This is a genomic window from Streptomyces tibetensis, assembly GCF_040647715.1.
GTDB lineage: Bacteria > Actinomycetota > Actinomycetes > Streptomycetales > Streptomycetaceae > Streptomyces > Streptomyces tibetensis_A.
Window position 1 is genome coordinate 102,447 of sequence record NZ_JBEZCR010000011.1, and the last position, 26,524, is coordinate 128,970.

Here is a 26,524-nt window from a genome sequence, read left to right on the forward strand (position 1 = left end):
AACGTACGCTTGTTTCAGAAACTTGTGAAGTTAAGGAATCGTGTGAAGCACGCCTAGGATGAGTCCCATGAACGAGTCAGCCGGAAGCGGCCGGGACCCGGAGGCCGTGTCGAGATTCGTGGAGTCCTTCGCGGCGCAGCTCGTCGAGGCGGGCATGACGCGCATGCCGGCCCGTGTCTTCGCGGCGCTCCTGTCCTGCGACGAGGGCTCGATGACCTCCGCCGAGCTGGGGGAGCAGCTGCGGATCAGTCCGGCGGCGGTGTCCGGGGCGGTGCGCTACCTGGCCCAGACGCACATGGTCTCGCGCGAGCGGGAACCGGGCTCGCGCCGGGAGCGCTACCGGGTGCACGGCGACCAGTGGTACGAGGCCCTGACCAACCGCGAGAACGTGCTGAAGCGCTGGGAGGCATCCCTGCGGGAAGGCGTCACCAGCCTCGGCGCCGACACCCCGGCCGGCCGCCGCATGAGCGAGACGCTGGCGTTCTTCGAGTTCATCGAGGGCGAACTCGCCGCACTGATGGAGCGCTGGCGGGCACACCGGGAGAAGACGTTCGGGCGGGGCGGCCCTCAGGGCTGACTCAAAGCCCCGCCGGCACCGTCAGCCCCCAAGCGCCCTCCCGCACCACCCAGGTCCGGGTCCGCACCGGACCCGACACCACCGTGTCCGCGCGGTAGCGGAAGTGCGCCCCGGACACCGTCACCGTCCGGCCCCGTGCCAGCAGCGGTGTGGCCTCCGCCCCCACCGACACCGGTCTGACCTCCACCGACGCGACCCCGGCCGCGGCCGGTGCCACCGACACCGCCTCCACCGGCTGGTCCAGATCGACGAGGGTCTCCCCGTCCACCTCGACCCGCAGCCGGGACGGGCCCGGCTCGGGCGCGGCGGCGAGCCGGGACGGGCGGCCCGCCGGAACCAGCGTCCGGACCAGGGACTGGCAGGTCCGCAGCCACGGGCGGCCCGGCACGTCGTCCGGGTCCGGCGCGGTCTCGGGGAACGCCCCGGCCGGGGCGGGCCGCAGCGGCGGTATGCGCAGCGCGCCGAGCACCACCCCGTCGCTGTCGTCGACCATCAGGTCCATGCGCCGTTCGACGCCGTCGAGCACCGCCCGCGCCGCCGCCACCGTCCCCGTGGGTATCCCCAGCGACCGGGACAGGGACAGCGCGCCCCCGACCGGCACCACCGACAGCGGGCATCCGGCCAGCTCCCGGTGGCGGTGCAGCAGCGCCACCGCGCGGATCAGGGTCCGGTCGTCGCCCACCACCACCGGCCGCCGCGAGCCCCGCCGGGCCAGCGCCCGGGCGAACTCCTCCGGGCCGTCCGGCAGACACAGCTTCATGCCCGCACCCGCTCCGAGCACGTCTTTCGCGATCCGGACGGACTCGCCGTCCGACCTACGGGCGACCGGGTCGACCACCACCAGCAGCTGCTCGGACGTCGCGGAAGTCGCCACCTCGGCCATGCCTCGCTTCCTCGGGTAGCATCTTTGTGCAAGAGCCCCTTGCGCTATTGCGCCAGGGGCTTCGTCTATTCCGGGGCATCCGGTCCGACGGTTGGCGGCCAACGGCGGTCGCGGTGTACGCGGCTGCATGTTCTCCGCGTTCGCCCTCGACCATGGACATGCCCCGCCCGGAAGGGGTGTACGCGCGTGCCCGCACTTGTGCTGCTCGGTGCTCAGTGGGGTGACGAAGGCAAGGGAAAGGCCACCGACCTTCTCGGTGGCTCCGTGGATTATGTGGTGCGCTACCAGGGCGGCAACAACGCCGGCCACACGGTGGTCGTGGGTGACCAGAAGTACGCACTGCACCTCCTCCCTTCCGGAATCCTGTCTCCCGGCTGCACGCCGGTCATCGGTAACGGCGTCGTCGTCGACCCGTCGGTCCTGCTCTCCGAGCTGAGCGGTCTGAACGAGCGTGGCGTCGACACGTCCAAGCTCCTCCTCAGCGGAAACGCGCACATCATCACGCCGTACAACGTGACGGTGGACAAGGTGACCGAGCGGTTCCTCGGCAAGCGGAAGATCGGCACCACCGGGCGCGGCATCGGCCCGACCTACGCCGACAAGATCAACCGTGTCGGCATCCGCGTACAGGACCTCTACGACGAGTCGATCCTCACGCAGAAGGTCGAGGCGGCCCTCGACGTCAAGAACCAGGTCCTCACCAAGCTCTACAACCGGCGCGCGATCGCCGTGGACCAGGTGGTCGAGGAGCTGCTGGGCTACGCCGACAAGCTCGCCCCGTACGTCTCCGACACCGTCCTGGTCCTCAACCAGGCGCTGGAGGACGACAAGGTCGTCCTGTTCGAGGGCGGCCAGGGCACGCTGCTGGACATCGACCACGGCACGTACCCCTTCGTCACCTCGTCGAACCCGACCGCGGGCGGCGCCTGCACCGGTGCCGGCGTGGGTCCGACGAAGATCAGCCGCGTGATCGGCATCCTCAAGGCGTACACGACCCGCGTCGGCGCCGGTCCGTTCCCGACGGAGCTGTTCGACGAGGACGGCGAGGCGCTGCGCCGGATCGGCGGGGAGCGCGGTGTCACCACCGGCCGTGACCGCCGCTGCGGCTGGTTCGACGCGGTCATCGCCCGCTACGCGACCCGCGTGAACGGCCTGACCGACTTCTTCCTCACCAAGCTCGACGTCCTCACGGGCTGGGAGCAGATCCCGGTCTGCGTGGCGTACGAGATCGACGGCAAGCGCGTCGAGGAGCTCCCGTACTCCCAGACCGACTTCCACCACGCGAAGCCGGTCTACGAGATGCTGCCGGGCTGGAGCGAGGACATCTCCAAGGCCAAGTCCTTCAGCGACCTGCCGAAGAACGCCCAGGCGTACGTGAAGGCGCTGGAGGAGATGTCCGGCGCCCCGATCTCCGCGATCGGCGTGGGCCCGGGCCGGGACGAGACGATCGAGATCAACTCGTTCCTCTGACCCGCTCCGCGTCCGCCGGCCGCCCCCCCTGCCCGGGGGGCGGCCGGTGTTCTTCCTCCCGCAGGGCGGTGCGCCGCGAACGGGCATAGCCTGACAGCACCACATCCTGCGTGCGTCGACACAGAAGAAGGTGAGTGCGATGCGCGTACTGCTCAAGGCCCGCATGGACACCGAGAAGGCCAACGAGGCCATCCGCAACGGCACCCTGGGGAAGCTGATCCAGGAGTCGCTGGAGCTGATCAAGCCCGAGGCGGCCTACTTCACCTCGGACAACGGCAGGCGCACGGCCTTCATGGTCTTCGACATGGAGGACAGCGCGCAGATGCCGGTACTCAGCGAGCCCTTCTTCCTCAACCTCGGCGCGGAGATCACCTACACGCCCGTGATGAACGTCGAGGACCTCCACAGGGGCCTGTCCCAGCTGGGGCGCTGAGCGCACGGCTCAGCTGAAGACGATCATCGACCCCTGGGCCAGGCTGCGGGTGACCGCCGCGTGCAGTCCGAGCCAGACGTGCCGCTCGCGGGCGAACGGGCTCGGATCGTACGGGGCGGGAACGGCGGGTTCCTCCAGTTCCGTCGGGGCGAGCGGCGGCTGGGGTGCCGCCGGCGGGTTGGCCGGGTCGATCCCGATGGCCGGGGCGACCACCTCCAGCTCCCGCAGCAGGGCGTGCGAGGAGCCCAGCGGACCGCCGCCGGCGAGGAGATCGTCGTCGGCGAGCGGGCCGGGGAAGTCGACCGGGACGTAGGCGCCCGCGTGGTCGTAGTGCCAGACCAGGTGCGACTGCTGGGCCGTCGACTCGAACATCTCCAGCAACTGCTCGTAGTCACCGCCCAGCTCGTCCACGGGCGTCACCGGCAGGCCGCACACCTGGAGCAGGTAGGCACGGCGCAGGAAGTGCAGCGCGTCGTAGTCGAAGCCCGCGACCGGGGCGACGTCGCCGGACAGGCCCGGCATGTACTGGTACACCGGCACCGGCGGCAGGCCGGCCTCGGCTAGCACCTTGTTGTATTGCGCGAGTTCCTCGGCGAAGGGATTGTCCGGCGTGTGGCACAACACGTCGACGAGCGGTACCAACCACAGGTCACAGGCCAAAGAAGGCTCCTCGCTCAGCGCGGTCGTCGGGTAAACGATGGTCAAGAAGGGTAGCGGTGCACCGCGGTCACGGCTCCCGCCGTGCATGTCCCATACCCATACGGACAGCGGCGACGCGGGTCATCCGGCGGCGAGCCGCTCGATCAGGGTGAGCGAGTGCGTGTTGTACGCGGCGATGATCGCCCGGGCGGCGTCGTTGTCGCGGTCGATCAGGGCGTCGACCAGCTGGGTGTGACCGGCCCACAGCTCGCCGCGCAGATCGGTGAGCCGGCGCAGGTGCTGCACCGCGCACACCCAGGTCTGCACGCGCAGCCGGTTGAGGAAGTCGGCGAGGTAGGGGTTGCCGAAGCAGGCGCCGAGCTCGCGCCAGAAGCGCAGGTCGTAACCGATCAGGACGCTGAGATCACCGGCCGCGGCGGCCCGCTGCGCCTCCTCGCCGCGCCGGCGGACCCCGGCGACGACGGCGGCGGACCGGGGATCGTCGGGGTGCACCGCGTTCGGGCGCCCCTCGGTGAGTGCGAGGAACATGCCCTCGATGACCAGCCCGCGGGCCTCGATCATGCCGCGGAAGTCGTCGACCGAGTACTCGTGGACCCGGAAGCCGCGGTGCTGGTCGGCGTCGAGGAGCCCCTGCGCGGAGAGGTCGACGAGCGCCTCGCGCACCGGCGTCGCGGACACCCCGTACTGCTCGGCGATCTCCTTGACCGTGAACTCCTGCCCCGGCTGGAGCCGCCCGGCCAGCACCTCGTCACGAAGCGCGTCGGCGATCTGCTGTCGCAGGGTGCTGCGCGTCACGGCGCCGTTGCCGGAGCTGGCGGGCATGGTCAGGGCGTCTCCCTCGTCGCGTTCGGGTGGCGTGCGCGTATATGTATGTCTACGAGCACGCCACCTTACGCGTTCGAATGAGGCGCAAGGATGTCGGTTACTGACGGGTTTACAGCTGTTTACCGCGAGTGCCCGGGCCCACCGGCCGGTGCCGGTGCCGGTGCCGGTGCCGGTGCCGGTGCCTGTGTCGGGTGGCCCGGGCGGGACCACCGGTAAGAGCCCGGGGTGGGCCCACCGGTGGGTGGCCGGTGCCTAACGGGTGTGCTCGTCCGCCACCGAGAGCGCCGCGTCCAGCGCCGACAGGCCTTCCTTGAGCTCGGCCTCGCCGATGTTGCAGGGCGGCACGACGTGCGTCCGGTTCATGTTCACGAAGGGCCACAGCCCGCCCTTCTTCGCGGCGGCGGCGAACGCGGCCATGGGGGCGTTCGCCTCACCGGCCGCGTTGTACGGCACCAGCGGCTCCCGCGTCTCACGGTCGCGCACCAGCTCCAGCGCCCAGAACATGCCCGTGCCGCGCACCTCGCCGACGCTCGGGTGCCGCTCGGCGAGCGCCCGCAGCTCCGGCCCGACGACCTCGGCGCCCAGCCGGGCCGCGTTCTCGACGACGCCCTCCTCCGCCATGACGTTGATCGTCGCCACCGCGGCCGCGCAGGCCAGCGGGTGCCCGGAGTACGTCAGGCCGCCGGGGTAGGGCCGCTTCCCGAACGTCTGCGCTATCGCCCCGGAGATCGCGACACCGCCCAGCGGAACATAACCGCTGTTCACGCCCTTGGCGAAGGTCAGCAGGTCGGGGGTGACGTCGAACAGGTCGGCCGCGAACCACTCACCGGTCCGCCCGAAGCCGGCCATGACCTCGTCCAGGACGAAGACGATCCCGTACGTGTCGCACAGCTCGCGCACCCCGGCCAGGTAGCCGGGCGGCGGGACCATGATCCCGGCCGTGCCGGGGATGGTCTCCAGGATGATCGCGGCGATCGTCGAGGGCCCCTCGAAGCGGATCGTCGTCTCCAGGTGCTCCAGCGCCCGGGCGCACTCCTGCTCCTCGGTCTCCGCGTAGAAGCGGGAGCGGTAGAGGTAGGGCGCCCAGAAGTGCACGACCCCGGCCGTGCCGCTGTCGGAGGCCCAGCGGCGCGGGTCGCCGGTGATGTTCACGGCCTGCTGGGTGCCGCCGTGGTACGAGCGGTACGCCGAGAGCACCTTCGGGCGGCCGGTGTGCAGCCGGGCCATCCGGATCGCGTGCTCGACGGCGTCGGCGCCGCCGTTGGTGAAGAAGATCTTGTCCAGGTCGCCCGGGGTCCGCTCGGCGATCAGCCGGGCCGCCTCCGAGCGCGCCTCGATCGCGAAGGCGGGCGCGAAGGTCGTCATCCTGGCCGCCTGCTCCTGGATCGCGGCGACGACCTTCGGGTGCTGGTAGCCGATGTTCGTGTAGACGAGCCCGCTGGAGAAGTCGAGGTAGCGGCGGCCGTCGTAGTCCCAGAAGTACGACCCCTCGGCACCGGCGACGGCGAGCGGGTCGATGAGCTCCTGCGCGGACCAGGAGTGGAACACGTGGTCACGGTCGGCGGCCTTGACGGCGGCACCGGCTTCGGGGTTCGGCTGAGGGGTCATGCGGGCGAGCGTAGGCATGGGGGGCCGGGGCGGGAAATCGGCGTCGTGTGTGAGGTCTGGGAGTTTCCGCGACAGGTTGTCGACGGGAAGGCGGCACGCGGGGGAGCTATTGACAACATGCTGCGTATTGGACAGTATGTTGTCAATGCAGGGAAGCCGAGGAGGAGCCATGAGCCGCAAGCCCGTCCATCTCGCCGTCTACGACACCCTCGCCGACTGGGAGACCGGCCACGCCACCGCCCACCTCGCCCGCGCCGGCCACGAGATCCGCACCGTCGGCCCGTCCACCGCCCCGGTGCGGAGCATCGGCGGACTGCGCATCCAGCCCGACCTGGCGCTCGCCGGCCTGCGCCCCGAGGACAGCGCGCTGCTGATCCTCCCGGGCGCCGACCTCTGGGACACCTCGGACGACCTCGCCCCCTTCGCCCGCACCGCCCGGGCCTTCCTCGACGCGGGCGTCCCGGTCGCCGCGATCTGCGGCGCCACCGCCGGACTCGCCCGCGAGGGCCTGCTCGACGACCGTGACCACACCAGCGCCGTCTCCTTCTACCTGGCCGCGACCGGCTACGCGGGCGGCGGGCGCTACGTCGACACCGACGCCGTCACCGACGCCGGCCTGGTCACCGCCGGCCCGACCGAACCCGTCGCCTTCGCCCGGGAGGTCCTCCGGCTGCTCGGGGTCCACGAGGGGGAGGTGCTGGAGGCCTGGTACCGGCTGTTCCACGACTCCGACGCGGCGGCCTACGGGGTGCTGGAGAAGGCCGGCGCGCTGTGAGCCGGGAGCACCAGGAACTGCTCAGCGACAGCGCCCTCGGGGTGTTCCGGCTCAACGGCCAGTTCCTCGCCGTCGCGGAGGAACTGGCCCGGCCCGCGGGGCTCACCGCCGCCTGGTGGCAGGTGCTCGGCGCGGTCCTCGGGGAGCCGCTGCCCGTCTCCGGCATCGCCCGCGCCATGGGCATCACACGGCAGAGCGTCCAGCGCATCGCCGACCTGCTCGTCGACAAGGGCCTCGCCGAGTACCGGCCGAACCCGGCGCACCGCCGCGCCAAGCTCCTCACACCGACGGCCGAGGGGCGTGCGGCGATCGCCCGGATCGACCCCGGGCACGCGGCGTTCGCCGACCGGCTGGCCGAGGCGTTCGGGGAGGCGGAGCTGGCGGAAGCGGTGCGGATGCTGGAACGGCTGTCGAAGGTGCTGGACCAGGTGGGTCCGCCTGTTACGGAACCGTAGACGGCGTCCAGGTCACCTGGCCCCCGCCCCGCACTATTCTCGGGCTGTTGCTCGCGTATGGGGGGAAAGGCGGCTGAGCGATGGAGAAGCTGGGGCCCGGGGATCCGCAGCACATCGGTTCGTACCGGCTGCTGGCGCGGCTCGGTGCGGGGGGCATGGGGCAGGTGTACCTGGCCCGCTCCGAGCGGGGCCGTACGGTCGCCGTGAAGCTGGTCCGTGAGGAGCTCGCCGCGCAGGAGGAGTTCCGGGAGCGGTTCCGGCAGGAGGTGCAGGCCGCGCGCAGGGTCGGCGGGTACTGGACGGCGCCGGTGCTGGACGCCGACACCGAGGCGGCCGTGCCGTGGGTCGCCACCGGGTACGTCGCCGGGCCGAGTCTCCAGCAGGTCGTCGGGCACGACCACGGTGCCCTGCCCGAGCGGACGGTCCGCATCCTCGCGGCCGGACTCGCGCACGCGCTCAAGGACATCCACGCGGCCGGCATCGTCCACCGCGACCTCAAGCCGTCCAACGTGCTGGTCACCATCGACGGCCCGCGCGTCATCGACTTCGGCATCGCACGCGCCCTGGAGACCGTGACGGACGGCGGGCTCACCCGCACCGGCGCGCTCGTCGGGTCGCCCGGTTTCATGGCACCCGAGCAGGTGCGGGGCGACCGCATCACCCCGGCGTGCGACGTCTTCTGCCTCGGCTCGGTCCTCGCCTACGCCGCCACCGGCGCCCTGCCGTTCGGCACCGCCAACAGCGGCGTGCACGCCCTGATGTTCCGCATCGCCCAGGAGGAGCCGGACCTGGAGGGCGTCCCCGAGGGCATCGCCGACCTCGTCCGGGACTGCCTGCGCAAGGACCCCGCTGCCCGGCCCTCCCTCGACCGCGTCCTGCAGCGCACGGGCGCGGACGACACCGTCTCCGACGGTCGTGCCCTCGACCCGTGGCTGCCGAGCGCACTGGTGGCCCAACTCGGGCGGCATGCGGTGCGGTTGCTGGACACGGAGGACCCGGAGGGGGAAGCAGGGCAGGCCCGGCCCGCCGCCGCGGGGACGCGCGGCAGCGACACCGACGGCTCCGCAGCGCGGACACACCCGGCCCCCGCCGGCCCGCAGCCGCACCGTGACGGCGCACAGCAGCCGGGCCCTGCCCCCGCGGACAGGTTCGGCCCCGGCCCCGCCCCCGAACACGCCGCCGCTGCCGACGAATCGGCACCGCGCCCGGCGCTGCCCCCGGCCCCGGCGGCGGCCCCTGCGGCGACCCCAGGCCCGCCGCCGCCTGGCCTGCCGGGGCTGCCGGGCCCGCAGGGCGACGGGCCGTCGGTGAACCACCTGCCCACCATGGCCGCCGGGCAGAGCGCGCCCCCGGCACCTCACCACCTGCCGGGCCCCGGTCCGGGCGCCCCGCCCCACCCGCAGCCCCAGCCGCAGACGCCCCCGTATCCGGCGTACGGCTCCCCCCAGCAGCACCCCCAGCCCGGCGCCCCGGGCGTTCCCGCGCCGCACCCCGCCTACGGCGGCCTCGGCTCCACCCCGCCGTACGGCCCGCCGCCCTACGGCACGACCCCGCCGTACGGCCCCCCGCAGCCACAGCCGTCGCGGGGGGACGGCCGTTCCACCGCGCTGCTCGTCGTGATCGCCCTGGTCGTCGCGCTCGCCGCGGGCGGGTCGGTGTACGCGCTGATGCAGGGCGGCGACGACCGGGCCGACGACGGCCGCGGCGGCACGCAGAGCACCGGCCCGGCCCCGACCACCCCGGGCCCGTCCCCGACGACCTCGCAGCCGGACACCTCACCCTCCCCGGCCGACGGCACGATCCCGGCCGGGTACCTCGGCACCTGGACCACGACCATCGACAACGCCGACGGCGAGCACAGCCGTTCGCTCACCCTCCGGCAGGGCGAACCGGGCGACACGGTCCTGTCCCTCGTGGCCGACGGCCCGACCAAGGGCGGCGGCACCTACCACTGCGTCTTCGAGGGGCGGTTGACCGCGGAACCCGGCACCGACGGCACGTTGCAGATCGGCCCCACCACCGTCGAGGTCGGGCAGCCCCGCAGCGCCTGCACCCCGGGGGCGGCCACCGAGGTGACCCTCCTCCCCGGCGGCACGCTGGAGCGCGTGAACACGAGCAGTGGGGAACGGCTGGCGTACACGAAGCGGTGACCAGCTCCCGTCGGCCACCGCCTCGTCGTGCCTCAGGCGCCTTGGGGCCGGCGAAGAACGGAGTGGCCCGAGGTGGTGTCTCTCACCTCGGCTCGGGCGGGCGCTGGCGGGGCATGTTCGGGCGGGTCCCCCCGTGCGGCGGCACCGTGAACCGTCCGTTCACCCCCACCTCGGACCCGCGCCCCGGCGCCGGGAACACCGCCGCCTGCAACCCCGCCGGCGCGGCACACCCCGACCGGAACTCCCCCATCCAGTCCGCCGTCTCCACCCGGACCAGCTCCGTCAGGTCCTCGGAGAATCTCCGCAGCACCCCGAGACACCGCTCGGCGGCCTCCCCGGCCGTCCCCTCCGCAGGCCCCAGCACCTCCCGCACGCTCTCCGCCGCCCAGTCGAACTGCAGCGCCTGCAGTCGTCGCTGCACGGCCTGCGCGGTGGCCACGTCCCGCATCCACCCGGACGTCACCCCGAAGTACCGGTCGACGGCCACACACGCCGCCCCCAGCAACAGCGCCAGACACCCCCAGGGCGCAATCCCGCCCGCGACGCCGGTCAGATCCAGCAACGGCAGCGCGACCCCGGTCACCGCCCCGGCGGCCGCCCCGCAGCGCAGCACCCGCGCGCACCGCCGCTTCCACACCCGGTCGGCGAGATACCAGGCCGCCGTCCGCAGCGCCCCGCGCTCCACCCACCGGTACAGCTCGTCCAGCCGGACCGCCGGCTCGCCCCAGTCCCCGAGCGGGAAGACCCGCCCGGTCAGATCGCCCGGCCGCAGCCCGGCCGCCGCCTGCTCGCCCCGCCCGTCCTGAGGCGGCCCCTCGGGCTGCATCTCCGGCTGACCCACCCGGCACTCCTCACTGACCACGAATGACCACGTACGGTTCACCCACCGATCACGCTGCGCGATGGACGAAAGCCCGCATCCGGAACGCGCCCGCCCTTCCTACCTCCCAATGGGTGGCGAAGACGTAGCTTTCGCCTCTTTTCCGCCCGGAAGTATTCCTTGATCAGGTATAGGGCGCGAGGGGGACTCACTCGAAAGAGTGCTGGGGCGACGGCAGCCCCGACCACGTAGGCTCGTGCCGAACGGGAAAACCCGTACCGAGCAAGGAGCTGATCGTGATCCCCGGTGGTGGCCAGCCCAATATGCAGCAGTTGCTCCAGCAGGCCCAGAAGATGCAACAGGACCTGGCACAGGCGCAGGAGGAACTGGCGCAGACGGAGGTCGACGGGCAGGCGGGCGGCGGTCTGGTGACGGCCACCGTCACCGGCGCCGGCGAACTGCGTGCCCTGAAGATCGACCCGAAGGCCGTGGACCCGGAGGCCGCGTCCGCCGAGGAGACGGCCGAGACCCTCGCCGACCTGGTCGTGGCGGCCGTCCAGGCGGCCAACGAGAACGCGCAGACGCTCCAGCAGCAGAAGCTTGGCCCGCTCGCGCAGGGCCTCGGCGGCGGCGGCATCCCCGGCCTGCCGTTCTGACCCGGCGCACCGCCTTCCTCGGACAGGCGGCAGACAACTACGGTACGTACGGGACGGTACGCACCGACCCCGAAGACCCAGGAAGGGCAGTCCGTTGTACGAAGGCGTGGTCCAGGACCTGATCGACGAGCTGGGGCGGCTGCCCGGCGTCGGTCCGAAGAGCGCCCAGCGGATCGCCTTCCACATCCTGCAGGCCGAGCCGACGGACGTACGGCGTCTCGCACAGGCCCTGATGGAGGTCAAGGCGAAGGTCCGCTTCTGCGCGACCTGCGGCAACGTCGCACAGGAGGAGCTGTGCAACATCTGCCGCGACACCCGCCGCGACCCGGCCGTCATCTGCGTGGTCGAGGAGCCGAAGGACGTCGTGGCGATCGAGCGCACGCGGGAGTTCCGGGGCCGCTACCACGTCCTGGGCGGCGCGATCAGCCCGATCGACGGGGTGGGCCCCGACGACCTGCGCATCCGGGAGCTCCTGGCCCGGCTCGCCGACGGCACGGTCACCGAGCTGATCCTCGCCACGGACCCGAATCTCGAAGGCGAGGCGACGGCGACGTACCTCGCCCGCATGATCAAGCCCATGGGCCTGAAGGTCACCCGCCTGGCCAGCGGCCTCCCGGTGGGTGGGGACCTGGAATACGCGGACGAGGTCACGCTCGGACGCGCCTTCGAGGGGAGACGACTCCTAGATGTCTGACGCCACGCTGCACGCGACCGACCAGAACCCGGACGATTTCGCGGTCCAGATCGCGGACCAGATCGAGAGCTTCCTGGTCGCCGTCACGGAGGTCGCCAAGGGCGACGAGCCGGAATCGGCCGTGCCCTTCCTCCTCCTGGAGGTCTCCCAGCTCCTGCTGGCCGGCGGCCGGCTCGGCGCGCACGAGGACATCGTGCCCGACGAGCGCTACGAACCCGATTCGGGCCCCGAGGCGGACGTCGACGAACTCCGCGAGAACCTGGCCCGCCTGCTGGACCCGATCGACGTCTACTCCGAGGTGTTCGACCCCTACGAGCCGCGCAGGGCCCCGGTGCCGGCCCGGATCTCCGACGACCTCACGGACGTCATCACGGACCTGCGCCACGGCATGTCCCACTACCGGGCGGGCCGCACCACGGAGGCCCTGTGGTGGTGGCAGTTCTCCTACTTCTCCAACTGGGGCTCCACCGCCTCGGCGAGCCTGAGGGCCCTGCAGTCGGTCCTCGCCCACGTCCGCCTCAACCAGCCCCTCGCCGAACTCGACGGACTGGACACGGACCAGGGCATGGGCGACGACACGCTGGAGATCGAGGCGGGCCGGGTGATGGCGGAGGAGATCGCGGGCCCGCTGGGCATCCGCCCGGCCACGTAGTCGCCTCTCGATTCGGAGCGTTCGGGACAGGATCGGCTGACCGGTTCGGCTCGGGCGGGTCCCGCACGCTCCAGTTGCCCCTCACCTGCCCACGGCGGCGGCCAGGGCCTCCCCGTCGACGTAGGGAGCGGTCGGGGTCGGCTCGCTGTACCACCTGAGCGGCCAGGTGTTTCCCTCGAGGGCCGGGATCCCGATGTACGTGACCGAGACCGTACGCGGGTCCCGGCCGCCCAACTGCTGCACGCCGAGCGGCCAGTCGCGCCTCCGTACCGCCCCGGGGGCGAGCAGGAAGTACACCCAACGCGGCCCGCTCGCCTCGCACACGATGGGCCCCGCGTCCCCGTCCGACATCTCGACCAGCCACTCGGCGACCAGCTCCCCCCGCACGCCCTCGGCCCGTACCGCGTCGAAGTGCACGCCCGTCACGTGGAGTTGATGACCTGCCGCCGGAACCCACTCGGGGCGGTGAATCGCGTTCGTCATGGCCACACTCTGCTGCCCGCTCGGCTACGGTCGGTAGCGACTGTGGTGGTACACACGCTGATGTAACCGTCGGAGGTGGGCGCGCGGCCAAGGAGTACCTGCGGAGGGAGAAGTTCCCGGCGCGGGCGCAGGACTTCATGGAGAGGGAGCGGGAGGCGATCAGTCTCTGGTGGTACGAAGCCATGTACATCCCCGGCTTGTTGCAGACCAAGCGCTACGCACAAACACTCATCGAGAATCATGTTCCGCCCCTGGACGCGGAGACGACGGAGGAACGGATCGCCGCCCGCCTGGAGAGGCAGGTGATCCTCACCGAACGGAAGCCACCAGTGGCCCTCTGCTTCGTCATCTACGAGGCGGCACTGCGCAGTTCGCAGGTGGACGGTGAACAGCTGCACCGCCTGCTGGAGGTCTCCCGGCTGAGGAACGTCGTGGTACAGGTCCTGCCCTTTGAAAGAGCCATCACCGCAGCACTTCTGGGACCCCTGGTGTTGCTGGAAACGCGTGACCACGAGCGTTTCGCCTATGCCGAAGGCCAGTTGGGCAGTGAGATGACGACCGAACCAGGGGCTGTCAGTCGCGCTACGGAGCGGCTTAGCATGATCCGCGCGCAGGCTCTCAGTCCGGGCGAGTCCGTGCGTTTCATCGAGCGGATGGTGGATCAGTCATGAATGACCAACAGCGCTGGATCAAGTCGAGCTACAGCGACTCCGAGGGCGGCGCCTGCCTCGAAGTCGCCCTGTCAGCCGCGGTCCACATCCGCGACTCCAAGAATCCCGCAGGCCCTCAACTCCACGTCACCGCACCCGCCTGGACGGCGTTTCTCTCAGCGGTTCGGCCGTTGCGCCCTAGCCCACTGAGCCGCTGAAGATCAGATCCGTACGGCCGTCCCCGTCACGCCGATGCCCGTGCCCGGTTCCGCCGGTACCGTCACGGTGATCAGGCTGGGACGGCCCAGGTCCGTGCCCTGGTGGACCGTCAGAGTGGCAGGGGTCGGTACGAGGCCGAACTCGCGCAGGTAGCCGCCGAACGCGGCCGCCGCCGCTCCCGTCGCCGGGTCCTCGACCACACCGCCGGGCGGGAACGGGTTGCGGGCGTGGAAGACGGTGGATGACTCCCGCCAGACCAGGTCGATCGTGGTCCAGTCCCGGCGGGCCATGAGGGCGGTCAGCGCGGGCATGTCGTAGTCCAGGTCCGCCAGCCGCTCGCGGCTCGCCGCGGCGATGACCGGGTGCCACGCCCCGGCGTAGGCGACCCGGGGCGGCAGCGCCGGGTCCAGGTCGTTGGCCGACCAGCCCAGGATCGTCAGCAGCTCGGCGAGGTCGCCCTCCTCGAGCGGGACGCTGCGCGGCGCGACGCTCACCAGCGTCGCCACGAGGCTGCCGTCCGCCGCCCGGTCGGTGGTGACGGTGACCGGGCCCGCGGGAGTGCGCAGCAGCAGCCGACCGGTGCCGTGCCGCTCCGCGATCGCCACGGCCGTGGCGATCGTCGCGTGGCCGCAGAACGGCACCTCGGCGAGCGGGCTGAAGTACCGCACGTCCATGGTGCCTTCGCCGGAGTCCGTCACGAACGCGGTCTCCGAGTAGCCGACTTCGGCGGCCGCCGCCAGCATCGCCGCGTCGGCGGCGCCGCTCGCGTCGAGCACCACCCCCGCGGGGTTGCCGCCCTCGGGATCCGTGCTGAACGCCACGTAGCGCAAGATCTCCATGGGCCGACCGTAGCGCCCGACGCCCCCTCACGCCGCGTGATTTGGATGCTCCTTGTACGTCCCCTGTACGCGGGCTGCACGGCCCCTGGCCGGTGGAACGCGAGGCTGGAGTCACTTCCACCGCGGAGAACGCGGAGGGAAGCAGACTCGTCTCGACCCCATGGGAGATGTCATGGACCGCCGCCCCGCCCGCCGACGCACAGCAGCCGCCGCCACCGTCACCGCGGTCCTGGCCGCCGGCACCCTCGCTCTCGGAGCCGGGGTCGCCGGAGCGGACGCGCGGAGCACGGGCCAGAAGCACGCCAAGCCCATGACCAAGGCACAGGTGCTCGGGCTGTTCGACGACTGGAACACCGCGCTGCAGACCGGTGACCCGAGGAAGGTCGCCGACCTGTACGCGAAGGACGCGGTGCTGCTGCCGACGGTCTCCAACCAGGTCCGCACCGACAGAGCCGAGATCGTCGACTACTTCGAGCACTTCCTGCAGAACAAGCCCCACGGGACGAAGGTCGAGTCCGTCGTCAACGTCCTCGACCGCGACACCGTCATCGACACCGGCGTCTACGAGTTCGCGCTCACCGACCACGAGACGGGCGAGAAGAGCACCGTCAAGGCCCGCTACACCTACGCCTACGAGAAGCAGCCGAACGGGAAGTGGTTGATCGTCAACCACCACTCCTCGAAGATGCCGCAGGGCTGAGCCCGGTCAGCCGCCGCGGTGGGACGCCCGTAGCGTGATCGTCACGCACAGGCCGCCGCCGTCCGGCCCGTCCGCCAGGGCCACCGTCCCGCCGTCGTCCGTCACCAGCTGCCTGACGACGGCGAGACCGAGACCGGAGCCGGACTTCCCGGTCAGGCCCTGGCCCCGCCAGAACCGGTCGAAGGCGCGGGACTTCTCGGCGTCCGACATACCGGGCCCCTCGTCCAGGACCCGGATCTCCACGACCTCGCCCCGGGGTTCCACCCGCACGGTGATCGTCCCGCCGTCGGGCGAGACCTCCAGGGCGTTGGAGAGCACGTTGTCCAGCATCTGGTCCAGATGACCGGGGCTGGACAGCACGGACGGCCGGCCGTCGGTACTCCCCCTGAGCGCGATGGTGACACCGCGCTCGTCGGCGGCCGGCCTCCACACGGCGAGCCGCTCCCGCACGACGTCCAGCAGCGGGAGCGGCTCGGCCGCCGTCACCTTCGCCTCGGCGCGGGCCAGCACCAGCAGCCCGCTGACCAGCCGACTCATCCGCACGACCTCCGCGGTCGCCTGCTCCACGTCCTCCCGCACGAACTCGTCGTCCGTGCCGTCGGCGATGTTGTCCAGGGACAGCCGCAACGCCGTGAGCGGGGTGCGCAGTTGGTGGGAGGCGTCGGCGACGAAGATGCGCTGGGCCGCGATCAGCGTGTCCAGGCGTTCGGCGCCCTGGTTGAGGGTGCGCGCCAGGGTCTGGGTCTCGGGCGGGCCCGTCACGGGGGAGCGGGCGGTCAGATCGCCGTCGCTGAACTTGCTGGCCATGTCGTTGAGCTGGCGCAACGGCCGGGTGAGGCGCCGGGCCACGCCGACGCCGAGCAGGGCGGCCACGCCGAGGACGAGCACGGCGAGGACCGCCCGGAAGCCCCAGATCTGCCACAGCCGGCTGGTCATCTCACCGGTCGAGTACACGATGCGTACGGCGCCGACGACCCGGTCCGTACCGGCCGCCCGCGCGGGCACGGTGATCACCAGTTCGGGGCCCCAGATGAAGGAGGAGCCCCAGTCCGTCGTGGGGGTGCCGTCCTTCAGGGCCCTGGCCAGGGCCGCGTCCGGGGTGGGCCGCGGCAGGTTCGCGGGGCAGTTCGCCGTGCGGGTCACCTGGATCTCGTCGTCGTAGGCCCTGGCCATCTCCTCCAGCGCCTGGCACGAGGCGGCACGGCCGTCGCCGAGCAGCAGGGCCATGGCGTCGGCCTCGCGCGTGACGGCCGACCTGGTGTCGTCGCGCAGCTGATCCGTGAGCGTGAACGCCACCGGCACGGTGAACAGCGCGATCGCGACCGCGACGAGCAGGACGTAACTACGGACGAGCTGCCTGATCATGAGGCGGCGTCGCTCCCGCCCGGCCTGCCGGTACCGCCTGCGACGCCGCCCCCGCCGGAGCCGCCGTCGCGGTCCGTGCCGGCGTCCCCGTCGATCTCCAGCCGGAAGCCGACCCCGCGCACCGCCTCGATGGTGATCGCCCCGGCGAGCTTGCGGCGCAGCGCCGCCACGTGCACGTCCAGCGTCTTCGTCGGGCCGAACCAGTTCGCGTCCCAGACCGCTTCCATGATCTGTTCGCGCGACATCAGTGCTCCGGGTTCCTCGGTGAGGAAGGCCAGCAGGTCGTACTCCTTGGGCGCGAGGGAGACCTCCTCGCCGTCCAGGCGCACCCGGGCGGCCTTGCGGTCGATCGTCAGGCGGCTGCCGTAGCGGTCGGGGCCGGTGCCGGGCGTCCCCGAGGGGGCGTGGGGCCGGGTGCGGCGCATGACCGCCCTGATGCGCGCGATGACCTCCCGGACGCCGAACGGCTTGGAGACGTAGTCGTCCGCTCCGAGCTCCAGCCCGACCACCCGGTCCGTCTCGTCGCTGCGGGCGCTGATCACGATGATCGGGACGTCACCCCGCTCGCGCAGCGCCTTGCAGACGTCCAGGCCGTCGGTGTCGGGCAGCCCGAGATCCAGCAGGACGACGTCATAAGGACCCTTGTGCCGCAGGGCCGCCCCACCCGTGGTCACCCACTCCACCTCGAAGCCGTAGCGCTTGAGGCCACGGCGCAGTGACTCGGCGACCGGTTCATCGTCTTCCACCAGGAGTACGCGCACAGCCGAACCCTAGTGCTTGAAAGTTGTGCGACCGGGGGCCGGGCTCGTGCGATTGTGACGCCGGGCACTTTCCCGAGTGGCCCGTGCCCAGATGGGCATGAGCGACTCTGGACGGGCGGCCCGAGATCTCACCATGCGATATCGCGGAGGGGTTATTCGGACGCTCGTTAGACTGAGCCGACCGCGGTACGAATGCGTATGAGCGGATAGAGACGGATTGAGCGAGGAGCGCACGTGGGCCTTGTCGTGCAGAAGTACGGAGGCTCCTCCGTAGCCGATGCCGAGGGCATCAAGCGCGTCGCCAAGCGGATCGTGGAAGCGAAGCAGAACGGCAACCAGGTGGTTGCCGTGGTTTCCGCGATGGGCGACACGACGGACGAGCTGATCGATCTCGCCGAGCAGGTTTCCCCGATGCCTGCCGGGCGCGAGCTCGACATGCTGCTGACCGCCGGAGAGCGGATCTCCATGGCCCTGCTGGCGATGGCGATCAAAAAGCTGGGCCACGAGGCCCAGTCGTTCACCGGCAGCCAGGCGGGTGTCATCACCGACTCGGTCCACAACAAGGCCCGGATCATCGACGTCACGCCGGGCCGGATCAAGACCTCGGTGGACGAGGGCAACATCGCGATCGTGGCCGGTTTCCAGGGTGTCTCCCAGGACACCAAGGACATCACCACGCTCGGCCGCGGCGGCTCCGACACCACCGCGGTGGCCCTCGCCGCCGCCCTGGACGCCGACGTCTGCGAGATCTACACCGACGTGGACGGCGTGTTCACCGCCGACCCGCGCGTGGTGAAGAAGGCCCGGAAGATCGACTGGATCTCCTTCGAGGACATGCTCGAACTGGCCGCCTCCGGGTCGAAGGTGCTGCTCCACCGGTGTGTGGAGTACGCCCGCCGGTACAACATCCCGATCCACGTCCGGTCCAGCTTCAGCGGACTCCAGGGCACGTGGGTCAGCAGCGAGCCCGTCGTTCGCAAGACACAGCAAGGGGAACAGCAGGTGGAGCAGGCTCTCATCTCCGGTGTCGCGCACGACACCTCCGAGGCCAAGGTCACGGTCGTCGGCGTGCCGGACAAGCCCGGCGAGGCGGCCTCGATCTTCCGCACGATCGCCAACGCCGAGATCAACATCGACATGGTCGTGCAGAACGTGTCCGCCGCCTCCACGGGCCTGACGGACATCTCCTTCACGCTGCCGAAGACCGAGGGCCGCAAGGCCATCGACGCGCTGGAGAAGAACAAGGCCGGCATCGGCTTCGACTCGCTGCGCTACGACGACCAGATCGGCAAGATCTCCCTCGTCGGCGCCGGCATGAAGACCAACCCGGGCGTCACGGCCGACTTCTTCACGGCCCTGTCCGACGCGGGCGTGAACATCGAGCTGATCTCGACCTCCGAGATCCGCATCTCGGTCGTCACGCGCGCCGACGACGTGCCCGAGGCCGTCCGCGCCGTGCACTCCGCGTTCGGGCTGGACTCCGACAGCGACGAGGCCGTCGTCTACGGGGGCACCGGCCGCTGATGGCCGACCTCCGACTGGACGCCCGGACCGTACGGTCCGGGCGTCCGACGCTTGCCGTGGTGGGGGCGACCGGAGCCGTCGGCACGGTCATGCTCCGGATCCTGTCCCAGCGGGCCGACGTCTGGGGCGAGATCCGGCTGATCGCCTCCCCGCGCTCGGCCGGCCGCAAGCTGACCGTGCGCGGCGAGGAGACCGAGGTCCTCGCGCTCACCGAGGAGGCCTTCGACGGGGTGGACGTCGCCATGTTCGACGTTCCCGACGAGGTCGCCGAGCGGTGGGCGCCCGTCGCCGTCGCCAAGGGCGCGGTGGTCGTCGACAACTCCGGCGTGTTCCGGATGGACCCGGACGTGCCGCTCGTGGTACCCGAGGTCAACCCGCACGCCGTGCGGATGCGCCCGCGCGGGATCATCGCCAACCCCAGCTGCACGACGCTCTCCATGATCGTCGCCCTGGGCGCGCTGCACGCCGAGTTCGGGCTGCGCGAGCTGGTCGCCTCCTCGTACCAGGCCGTCAGCGGTGCCGGACGCGCCGGGGTGGAGACCCTGCGCCGTCAGCTCTCCCTGGTCGCGGGCACGGAGCTGGGCGTGCACCCCGGTGACGTGCGGCGGGCCGTCGGCGACGACACCGGGCCCTTCCCCGAGCCGGTCGCGCTGAACGTCGTGCCCTGGACCGGTACGGCGTGCGAGGACGGCTGGTCGTCGGAGGAGCTGAAGGTACGGGACGAGGCCCGCAAGATCCTCGGTCTGCCCGGCCTCCCCGTGGCCGTCACCTGTGTCCGGGTGCCGGTGATCACCACGCACGCGGTGACCGTGCACGCCCGCTTCGAGGGCGAGGTCACCGTCGACAAGGCCCGCGAGATCCTCGCCACGGCGCCCGGGGTGGTGCTGTTCGACAACCCGGCCGCCGGGGAGTTCCCGACCCCCGCCGACGTGGTCGGCACCGACCCGACCTGGGTCGGACGGGTCCGGCGCGCGCTGGACGACCCCACGGCACTGGAGCTGTTCGTGTGCGGGGACAACCTGCGCAAGGGCTCCGCGCTCAACACCGCCCAGATCGCCGAAGTGGTCGCGGCCGAGCTGTCCTGACCGGGCGGCCTCCCGGGCGTCCCGCGGCTCTGCGGCGCCGAAACCCTCAGCCGATGTCAGAGGTGGTTTGTAGGATCTGTGCACGACATGTGAGCCGATCGATGATCCGGACCACTTGTCGGTGGCGCTTCGGCATCAGAGGATTTACCTCCCCGCTCTCCGCAACCGCGCGAAGGGCGGGGAGCGTCTTTGCGGTCGCCCTTCGGCCGTGGGAGCGCTTACAGGCGTGGGGACGCCTGGAACCGGGCGTGGGGACGTCCGTTCACATTTGGATATAAGGGAAGAGCGGGACGCATGAGGGCCAGGAACGCACCATCGACTGTGCTGCCTGACGCGGGTAGACCGGCAACGGCGACGGTCGGCGTGAAAGTGATGCCCGGCACGTACAACCCTCACGGGGGTCAGCGTGTCCAACAGGCGTGGCAGAGGTACTCGACTTCAGTGCGGCGCGCGGCACGGTCCTTCGACCGCCCCGCCCGGCGGCTCTCCGACCCCGCATGGCCGGTACGCCCGGTGGCATGCCGGTGATCGCGCCCGTGCCCGCAGCGCGGCCGGCCCGCATACCCAACCAGCGTGACGGCGCAGAGGACGGCGTAGCGGCCGGAACCTCCGTCGACCACCTCACCGAGACCTACCGCGCGCACTACCGCTCGCTGCTGGGTCTCGCCGCCCTCCTCCTCGACGACACCGCCTCCTGCGAGGACGTCGTCCAGGAGGCGTTCATCCGTGTCCACTCCGCCCGCAAGCGCGTCCGGGACCCCGAGAAGACCCTGGCGTACCTGCGCCAGACCGTCGTCAACCTCTCGCGCTCCGCGCTGCGCCGCCGCATCCTCGGCCTGAAGCTGCTGTCGAAGCCCATGCCCGACATGGCCAGCGCCGAGGAAGGTGCCTACGACCAGCTGGAGCGCGACTCCCTCATCAAGGCGATGAAGGGGCTGCAGCGCCGCCAGCGCGAGGTGCTGGTGCTGCGCTACTTCGCGGACATGACCGAGGCGCAGGTCGCCGAGACGCTCGGCATATCCCTCGGCTCCGTCAAGGCCTACGGATCGCGCGGTATCGCGGCGCTCCGGATCGCCATGGAGGCGCCGGCATGAGTGACGGCAACGGCACGGGCGGCAACGGGCGCGACCGCCCCGAGCCGGTCGAGCGCCTGCGGGAGTGGCAGGCGCCGACAAGGCGGCACGGGCAAGATCCGAAGCAATCGCACGCTGGGAACGGAACTGTGAACCACGGCCCCGACGACCAGAGCCCCGACGGGCTCGACTCGGACGAGCTGGACCTGCGCTCGATGTTGCACCAGGTGGTGCAGGAGGTGGAACCGCGCGACGGCACCCTTGACTACCTGCGCAAGGCGGTGCCGCAGCGGCGGGCCCGCAAGCGGCAGGCCGTCGTCGGCATGGCGGCCGCCGCGCTCTTCATCGGCACGGCCGTCCCCGCCCTCGTACACGTCTCCAACGCCACCGGCTCCGAGGCCAACCCGGCCGTCGCCGGCCACACCTCGCAGGCCCAGGGCGGTGCGAGCCAGGGCAAGGGCCCGGACGGCGGCGAGAGCACCGCGGGCGGCTCCTCCGGCAAGGCCGAGGGCAAGGAGAAGGGCGAGAAGAAGGAGAAGGGCAAGGGCAAGGGGACCGGCGCCTCCACCGGCGCGACCCAGGGCGCCGGCCCCTCATCCACCGTGGCCGCCGGCATCCCGGCGTGCACCGCCGCCCAGCTCGGCCCCGCCTCCGGAAGCAGCAGCGCCCCCGACTCCACGGGCGCGGTCTCCGGCTCCTTCCGCGTCGTCAACGTCTCCGGCGCGGCCTGCACCGTCACCGGCCCCGGCTCGGTCAACGCGCTGCCGCAGGGCGCGGCCGACGCCGGCAAGGTCGGTTCGGCCCGGCACACCGCGGGCGACGCGGCGGCGGGTCTGCTGCCCGACCCGTCCCTGGAGGCCGCCCAGCTGGTGCTCCAGCCGGGCATCGGCTACGACGTGAAGTTCGCGTGGGTCCCCTCCGAGACCTGCCCCACCCCCGGCGGCAGCGTCGGCGGCCCCGACCCCAGCCCGGAGCCGACCCCGTCGGAGGACCCGACGACCACGGCCGGCACCTCCACCGGCGGCGACACGGGCGCGGCCCCCCAGCTGGTCAGGGAGGACGGCACGGTCGACGGCAGTGTGGCGGTGACGTACACCCCGGCCACCGGCTCGGGCGCGAGCTCGGTGACGGTGTCCAACGCGTGCGCGGGCACGGTGTACTGGACGGGCGTGCTGGCGGGATCGTAGGCGGAGGCGCGGCCCGTCGGGGGCCGTGGGTTCACCCGGCGCGGTGTGCGGCCTCAGACCGCGCCGACGTCCCCTTCGATCTGGCCTCGATGCGCCTGCACCGGGCGGGGGGCTTCACGCGGCGCGGCGTGCGGCCTCAGCTGTACCGGGCGCGCGGCTCCACCAGGCTCAGGCGGGCGAACCCGCCCGGACCGGGCGGAGGCGCCGTTCACTTCACAGCGGCGTCCGCGGTGACGGGCTCCTCGTCCGCGACCAGACCCAGCTCCGCGTCCCGCGCGAACTCCACCTCGCGCCGCAGCAACCGGAACCACATGAAGATCACGAATCCCACGAAGGCGAACCACTCGGCGGTGTAGCCCAGGTTCTGGAACGCCTTCAGGTCCAGGCCCGAGTCCGGCGGCGCCGCAGCCGGCACGGCCTTCATGCCCGCGTCGCCCTTCGACAGGGTGACCCACGCGTCGTACACGTCGTACGGCACCAGGTTGACCAGGGACGCCGCGCTGATCGCCGCGGTCTGCCCGGCCGGCAGGCCGCCCTGCGCGCTGACCCCGTTGTCCCCGGGCGTCTCCGAGGCCTGCAGTGCCCCGGTGACCGTGACCTCACCGGACGGCGGCGCGGGAACCTTCGCCGCGCCGGCAGTCCCGGGCAGCCATCCGCGCACCACCGGCAGCGCCTCGCCCGAGTCGGTCCGCAGCAGCGTCAGCACGTAGAAGCCCTGCTTGCCGTCGAGCTCCCGCCCGGGCACCAGCAGCTGCCTGCCGTACCGCCCGCTCGCGGTGACCAGCTTCCCCGAGGTCGCCTTGTCCACCGGCAGCATGTCCTTCAGCGGCCGGGGCGCCTCGTGCCGGGCCTCGGAGACCTGCTCGGTCGCGTTGTGATGGTCCTGCACCCGGTCCTCGAACCGGCTCAGCTGCCAGGACCCCATGAAGATGCAGAAGGGGATGGACAACAGCACGAAGACGTTGATCCCCCACCAACGGGGCGTCAGCAGAAACCGGTACACACCCCCACGGTACGGGGGTGTCGGGCGGCCCCGGCCCGCGGGGTCGGGGCGGAGCGGGCCCGTCGGACGGTTCCGGACGGCCGCGCGGCCCCCCGCGGTCAGTCCTTTCGCGCCCGGATCGAGTACATCAGCGGAATCCGGGGCCGGCCCTCGGGGAAGCGGAAGTAGCCGTCCCGCCGCTCGAAGTTCCCGAACCGCCGGAACAGCGACACGTCGTGCTCGTGCAGGAACTCGATCCGCAGCCCGGCCGCCGCGAGCGCCGAGACGACCTCGCCGACCGGATGCTGCCACTCCACCCGCCGGCCGTGGGTGAACTCGGCACCCTCGGCCCCGTACGACCCGGCGCTCTCCTCGATCCAGGCGTCGCGGGCGAAGTAGTCGTGCACGATCCGCGAGCCGGTCTCGTCGTCCAGCACGTCGGTGAGCGGGTGGAACTCGGCGAGGTAGAGGAACCCGCCGGGCGCCACCAGCGACGCCGCGGTCTGCGCCCAGCGCCCGATGTCGGGCAGCCAGCACAACGCGCCGCCGCCGGTGTACACGATGTCGTACGACGGGTCCGGGACCGCGGACGCCGCGTCGTACACGTCCGCCGCCACGAACGCCGCCCGGTCCGGGCCGAGACCCAGGTCGCGTGCGAGACCGCGGGCCAGGTCGACCGCGGGCCCGGAGAAGTCCAGGCCGACGACCCGGGCGGCGCCGTGCCGGGCCCAGGACAGCGTGTCGAGACCGATGTGGCACTGCAGATGCAGCAGAGAGCGGTTGCCGACCTCGCCCACCTCGGCGAGCTCGAAGTCGCGCAAGGGGTCCTGACCGGCCCGGAAGGCGTCCAGGTCGTAGAAGTCACCGGCGACGTGCAGCGGGACGCGCTCGTCCCAGTGGGCGCGGTTGGCCTCGTTCCAGTCGGTGGGGGTGGGGGAGTACATGCGAGGGGACTCCTGACCTGCTCGGAGGGGGACCGGTGGAGGTTATCCACAGGCTGGGGACCTCGCGAGCGAATTGTCGGTCCGGGCGGGCAGTATGGGGCCATGACTGAGAGCAACGGGTCCGACGAGCGGGATCAGCGGGACCAGCAGCAAGCGGTACAGGCGGGGCGGCAGGAGCGGATGCCGGACTGGGAGAAGCGCTTTCGGGCACCCCGGGTGTCCCTGCCCGACTGGGCGGAGGACGCGCCGGACCGCTCCCTTTTCGTCTCGAACGCCACGGGCACGTACGAGCTGTACGCCTGGGACCGGTCGACCGGCGAGCAGCGCCAGGTGACGGACCGGCCCAACGGCACGACGGACGGCGTGCTGTCCCCGGACGGCGCGTGGATCTGGTGGTTCGACGACAAGGACGGCGACGAGTTCGGCGTATGGCGCCGGCAGCCCTTCGAGGGCGGTGCGGACGAACCGGCCGCCGCGGGTCTGGAGGCCTCCTACCCGGCGGGCCTCGCCCTCGGCCGCGACGGGCGCACGGCGGTCGTCGGCCGCTCCACCGACGAGGACGGCACGACCATCCACCTCGTCGGCACCGGCGAGGACCCGGTGGAGATCTACCGCCACCGCGAGTCGGCCGGCGTCGGCGACCTCTCCCACGACGGCTCGCTCATCGCCGTCGAGCACACCGAGCACGGTGACGCGATGCACTCGGCGCTGCGCGTCCTGCGCCCCGACGGCACGGCGGTCGCCGACCTCGACGACACCGAGGGCGGCACCCGCGAGCTGGGCCTGGAGGTCCTCGGTTTCGCCCCCGTCGAAGGCGACACGCGCCTGCTCATCGGCCACCAGCGGCGCGGGCGCTGGGAGCCCCTGGTGTGGGACGTGGCCACCGGCGAGGAGACGGACCTGGCGCTGGAACTTCCGGGCGACGTCAGCGCCGAGTGGTACCCGGACGGCAGCGGCCTGCTCATCGCCCACAGCTTCGAGGCCCGCAGCGAGCTGTTCCGCTACGACCTGTCGGGCCGCACCCTGACGGAGATCCCGACCCCGAAGGGCACGGTGTCCGGTGCGACGGCCCGGCCCGACGGCAGCGTGGAGTTCCTCTGGTCCTCGTCGGCCGAGCCGTCGGCGGTGCGCTCCACGACGGGCGGTGTCGTGCTCGACCCGCCCGGCATGAAGTCGCCCGGCTCGGTGCCGGTGGAGGACGTGTGGGTGGAGGGCCCGGGAGGCCGTATCCACGCCCTCGTGCAGAAGCCGGAGGGCGGCAGCGGACCGTTCCCCACGGTCTTCGACATCCACGGCGGCCCCACCTGGCACGACAGCGACTCCTTCGCGGCGGGCCCCGCGGCCTGGGTGGACCACGGCTACGCGGTGATCCGTGTCAACTACCGCGGTTCCACGGGCTACGGCCGTGCCTGGACGGACGCCCTGAAGCACCGCGTCGGCCTCATCGAACTGGAGGACATCGCCGCGGTCCGCGAGTGGGCCGTCGCCTCCGGTGTCGCCGACCCCGACCGCCTGATCCTCACCGGCGGCTCCTGGGGCGGCTACCTCACGCTCCTCGGCCTCGGCGTCCAGCCCGACGCGTGGACCCTCGGCATCGCGGCGGTGCCCGTCGCCGACTACGTCACGGCGTACCACGACGAGATGGAAGCGCTGAAGGCGATGGACCGCACGCTCCTCGGCGGCACCCCGGAGGAGGTGCCCGAGCGCTTCGAGGCCTCGTCCCCGCTCACGTACGTCGACCGGGTCAAGGCGCCGGTCTACATCTCGGCGGGGGTCAACGACCCGCGCTGCCCGATCCGGCAGATCGAGAACTACGTCAAGCGGCTGGAGGCGCGGGGCGCGGTGCACGAGGTGTACCGCTACGACGCCGGGCACGGGTCGCTGGTGGTGGACGAACGGATCAAGCAGGTGCGGCTGGAGCTGGAGTTCGCGCAGCGGCACCTGAAGAGGGTGCCGGGCGCCCAGTAGACCGGGGGTGGGGGTGGTTCGGCGGCTGCGGGACGGGTGTGGCTGATCGCGCAGTTCCCCGCGCCCCTTGGGTCGCTTCGCGTCCC

The 26,524-nt window shown here is 71.9% G+C and carries 28 protein-coding genes; 17 read left to right on the forward strand and 11 right to left on the reverse strand.

Annotation, left to right across the window (positions count from 1 at the left end; translation table 11 throughout):
• The first annotated feature begins 67 nt into the window (after positions 1-67).
• Positions 68-577, forward strand: a complete 510-nt coding sequence (locus tag AB0B29_RS27690) for a GbsR/MarR family transcriptional regulator (RefSeq protein ID WP_362244181.1) — start codon at positions 68-70, stop codon at positions 575-577.
• 1 nt (position 578) lies between these two features.
• Here AB0B29_RS27690 and AB0B29_RS27695 read toward each other — a convergent pair whose 3' ends face one another.
• Complete coding sequence (locus tag AB0B29_RS27695) at positions 579-1,460, reverse strand: diacylglycerol kinase family protein (RefSeq protein WP_362244182.1); 882 nt, start codon at positions 1,458-1,460, stop codon at positions 579-581.
• A 186-nt stretch (positions 1,461-1,646) separates the two neighbouring features.
• Between AB0B29_RS27695 and AB0B29_RS27700 the strand changes: the two genes are divergently transcribed.
• Both AB0B29_RS27700 and AB0B29_RS27705 read left to right on the forward strand, forming a co-directional pair.
• Positions 1,647-2,930: an adenylosuccinate synthase gene (locus AB0B29_RS27700; protein ID WP_053670473.1), complete on the forward strand. Its 1,284-nt coding sequence runs from the start codon at positions 1,647-1,649 to the stop codon at positions 2,928-2,930.
• Between the two features lie 139 nt (positions 2,931-3,069).
• Positions 3,070-3,363, forward strand: coding sequence for a hypothetical protein (locus AB0B29_RS27705; RefSeq protein WP_362244183.1), 294 nt, complete (start codon positions 3,070-3,072; stop codon positions 3,361-3,363).
• 9 nt (positions 3,364-3,372) lie between these two features.
• On the opposite strand, the gene AB0B29_RS27710 is transcribed toward AB0B29_RS27705, so the two are convergent.
• The 3 genes from AB0B29_RS27710 to AB0B29_RS27720 all read right to left on the reverse strand — a co-directional run bounded on the left by AB0B29_RS27710 (position 3,373) and on the right by AB0B29_RS27720 (position 6,456).
• Entirely contained in the window at positions 3,373-4,023 is a 651-nt protein-coding gene (locus AB0B29_RS27710) for a hypothetical protein (RefSeq protein WP_362244358.1), read from the reverse strand.
• A 120-nt stretch (positions 4,024-4,143) separates the two neighbouring features.
• Positions 4,144-4,845: a GntR family transcriptional regulator gene (locus AB0B29_RS27715; protein ID WP_362244184.1), complete on the reverse strand. Its 702-nt coding sequence runs from the start codon at positions 4,843-4,845 to the stop codon at positions 4,144-4,146.
• Between the two features lie 255 nt (positions 4,846-5,100).
• Complete coding sequence (locus AB0B29_RS27720) at positions 5,101-6,456, reverse strand: aspartate aminotransferase family protein (protein WP_362244185.1); 1,356 nt, start codon at positions 6,454-6,456, stop codon at positions 5,101-5,103.
• A gap of 169 nt (positions 6,457-6,625) precedes the next feature.
• Between AB0B29_RS27720 and AB0B29_RS27725 the strand changes: the two genes are divergently transcribed.
• From AB0B29_RS27725 to AB0B29_RS27735, 3 genes are all read left to right on the forward strand, one after another.
• Complete coding sequence (locus tag AB0B29_RS27725; protein WP_362244186.1) at positions 6,626-7,231, forward strand: DJ-1/PfpI family protein; 606 nt, start codon at positions 6,626-6,628, stop codon at positions 7,229-7,231.
• Positions 7,228-7,686, forward strand: a complete 459-nt coding sequence (locus AB0B29_RS27730) for a MarR family winged helix-turn-helix transcriptional regulator (protein ID WP_362244187.1) — start codon at positions 7,228-7,230, stop codon at positions 7,684-7,686. Before AB0B29_RS27725 ends, AB0B29_RS27730 begins: the two co-directional genes overlap by 4 nt.
• Positions 7,687-7,766: 80 nt before the next feature.
• On the forward strand, positions 7,767-9,836 hold the full coding sequence (locus AB0B29_RS27735; RefSeq protein WP_362244188.1) for a serine/threonine-protein kinase: 2,070 nt from the start codon (positions 7,767-7,769) through the stop codon (positions 9,834-9,836).
• A gap of 82 nt (positions 9,837-9,918) precedes the next feature.
• On the opposite strand, the gene AB0B29_RS27740 is transcribed toward AB0B29_RS27735, so the two are convergent.
• Entirely contained in the window at positions 9,919-10,677 is a 759-nt protein-coding gene (locus tag AB0B29_RS27740) for an SLATT domain-containing protein (RefSeq protein WP_362244189.1), read from the reverse strand.
• Between the two features lie 275 nt (positions 10,678-10,952).
• Here AB0B29_RS27740 and AB0B29_RS27745 point away from each other — a divergent pair, with 275 nt between their 5' ends.
• The 3 genes from AB0B29_RS27745 (at position 10,953) to AB0B29_RS27755 (ending at position 12,658) form a co-directional block, all read left to right on the forward strand.
• Entirely contained in the window at positions 10,953-11,312 is a 360-nt protein-coding gene (locus AB0B29_RS27745; protein WP_344461247.1) for a YbaB/EbfC family nucleoid-associated protein, read from the forward strand.
• Positions 11,313-11,406: 94 nt separating this feature from the next.
• Positions 11,407-12,006, forward strand: coding sequence for a recombination mediator RecR (recR, locus tag AB0B29_RS27750; protein WP_003991835.1), 600 nt, complete (start codon positions 11,407-11,409; stop codon positions 12,004-12,006).
• Entirely contained in the window at positions 11,999-12,658 is a 660-nt protein-coding gene (locus AB0B29_RS27755) for a DUF5063 domain-containing protein (protein ID WP_362244190.1), read from the forward strand. Before recR ends, AB0B29_RS27755 begins: the two co-directional genes overlap by 8 nt.
• Positions 12,659-12,739: 81 nt before the next feature.
• On the opposite strand, the gene AB0B29_RS27760 is transcribed toward AB0B29_RS27755, so the two are convergent.
• Positions 12,740-13,147 carry a hypothetical protein gene (locus AB0B29_RS27760; protein ID WP_362244191.1) on the reverse strand — a complete coding sequence of 136 codons (408 nt, stop codon included), beginning with the start codon at positions 13,145-13,147 and terminating at the stop codon, positions 12,740-12,742.
• Between the two features lie 131 nt (positions 13,148-13,278).
• Between AB0B29_RS27760 and AB0B29_RS27765 the strand changes: the two genes are divergently transcribed.
• Positions 13,279-13,812, forward strand: a complete 534-nt coding sequence (locus tag AB0B29_RS27765) for a DUF5753 domain-containing protein (protein ID WP_362244192.1) — start codon at positions 13,279-13,281, stop codon at positions 13,810-13,812.
• Entirely contained in the window at positions 13,809-14,009 is a 201-nt protein-coding gene (locus AB0B29_RS27770) for a DUF397 domain-containing protein (protein ID WP_362244193.1), read from the forward strand. Before AB0B29_RS27765 ends, AB0B29_RS27770 begins: the two co-directional genes overlap by 4 nt.
• Before the next feature lie 3 nt (positions 14,010-14,012).
• Here the strand turns inward: AB0B29_RS27770 and AB0B29_RS27775 are convergent, their stop codons facing one another.
• Positions 14,013-14,849, reverse strand: a complete 837-nt coding sequence (locus AB0B29_RS27775) for a PhzF family phenazine biosynthesis protein (protein ID WP_362244194.1) — start codon at positions 14,847-14,849, stop codon at positions 14,013-14,015.
• Between the two features lie 172 nt (positions 14,850-15,021).
• On the opposite strand from AB0B29_RS27775, the gene AB0B29_RS27780 reads away from it, so the two are divergent.
• A complete protein-coding gene (locus AB0B29_RS27780) occupies positions 15,022-15,549 on the forward strand; it encodes an SgcJ/EcaC family oxidoreductase (protein ID WP_362244195.1) in 528 nt (175 codons plus the stop codon).
• Positions 15,550-15,555: 6 nt separating this feature from the next.
• Here the strand turns inward: AB0B29_RS27780 and AB0B29_RS27785 are convergent, their stop codons facing one another.
• Together AB0B29_RS27785 and AB0B29_RS27790 are read right to left on the reverse strand one after the other, a co-directional pair.
• Positions 15,556-16,914 carry a sensor histidine kinase gene (locus AB0B29_RS27785; RefSeq protein WP_362244196.1) on the reverse strand — a complete coding sequence of 453 codons (1,359 nt, stop codon included), beginning with the start codon at positions 16,912-16,914 and terminating at the stop codon, positions 15,556-15,558.
• A complete protein-coding gene (locus AB0B29_RS27790; RefSeq protein WP_362244197.1) occupies positions 16,911-17,675 on the reverse strand; it encodes a response regulator transcription factor in 765 nt (254 codons plus the stop codon). Before AB0B29_RS27790 ends, AB0B29_RS27785 begins: the two co-directional genes overlap by 4 nt.
• 234 nt (positions 17,676-17,909) lie before the next feature.
• Here AB0B29_RS27790 and AB0B29_RS27795 point away from each other — a divergent pair, with 234 nt between their 5' ends.
• The 4 genes from AB0B29_RS27795 (at position 17,910) to AB0B29_RS27810 (ending at position 22,544) form a co-directional block, all read left to right on the forward strand.
• The gene (locus AB0B29_RS27795) at positions 17,910-19,199 is read left to right on the forward strand and encodes an aspartate kinase (RefSeq protein ID WP_362244198.1); all 1,290 of its coding nucleotides are present in this window, start codon (positions 17,910-17,912) and stop codon (positions 19,197-19,199) included.
• On the forward strand, positions 19,199-20,284 hold the full coding sequence (locus AB0B29_RS27800) for an aspartate-semialdehyde dehydrogenase (protein ID WP_362244199.1): 1,086 nt from the start codon (positions 19,199-19,201) through the stop codon (positions 20,282-20,284). Before AB0B29_RS27795 ends, AB0B29_RS27800 begins: the two co-directional genes overlap by 1 nt.
• A 518-nt stretch (positions 20,285-20,802) precedes the next feature.
• A complete protein-coding gene (locus AB0B29_RS27805; RefSeq protein WP_107456234.1) occupies positions 20,803-21,378 on the forward strand; it encodes a SigE family RNA polymerase sigma factor in 576 nt (191 codons plus the stop codon).
• The gene (locus AB0B29_RS27810) at positions 21,375-22,544 is read left to right on the forward strand and encodes a hypothetical protein (protein ID WP_362244200.1); all 1,170 of its coding nucleotides are present in this window, start codon (positions 21,375-21,377) and stop codon (positions 22,542-22,544) included. Before AB0B29_RS27805 ends, AB0B29_RS27810 begins: the two co-directional genes overlap by 4 nt.
• A 208-nt stretch (positions 22,545-22,752) precedes the next feature.
• Here AB0B29_RS27810 and AB0B29_RS27815 read toward each other — a convergent pair whose 3' ends face one another.
• Both AB0B29_RS27815 and AB0B29_RS27820 read right to left on the reverse strand, forming a co-directional pair.
• On the reverse strand, positions 22,753-23,547 hold the full coding sequence (locus tag AB0B29_RS27815; RefSeq protein ID WP_362244201.1) for an SURF1 family protein: 795 nt from the start codon (positions 23,545-23,547) through the stop codon (positions 22,753-22,755).
• A 98-nt stretch (positions 23,548-23,645) separates the two neighbouring features.
• A complete protein-coding gene (locus AB0B29_RS27820; protein ID WP_362244202.1) occupies positions 23,646-24,470 on the reverse strand; it encodes a class I SAM-dependent methyltransferase in 825 nt (274 codons plus the stop codon).
• 102 nt (positions 24,471-24,572) lie between these two features.
• Here AB0B29_RS27820 and AB0B29_RS27825 point away from each other — a divergent pair, with 102 nt between their 5' ends.
• Entirely contained in the window at positions 24,573-26,438 is a 1,866-nt protein-coding gene (locus AB0B29_RS27825) for a S9 family peptidase (RefSeq protein WP_362244203.1), read from the forward strand.
• Positions 26,439-26,524 lie beyond the last annotated feature (86 nt).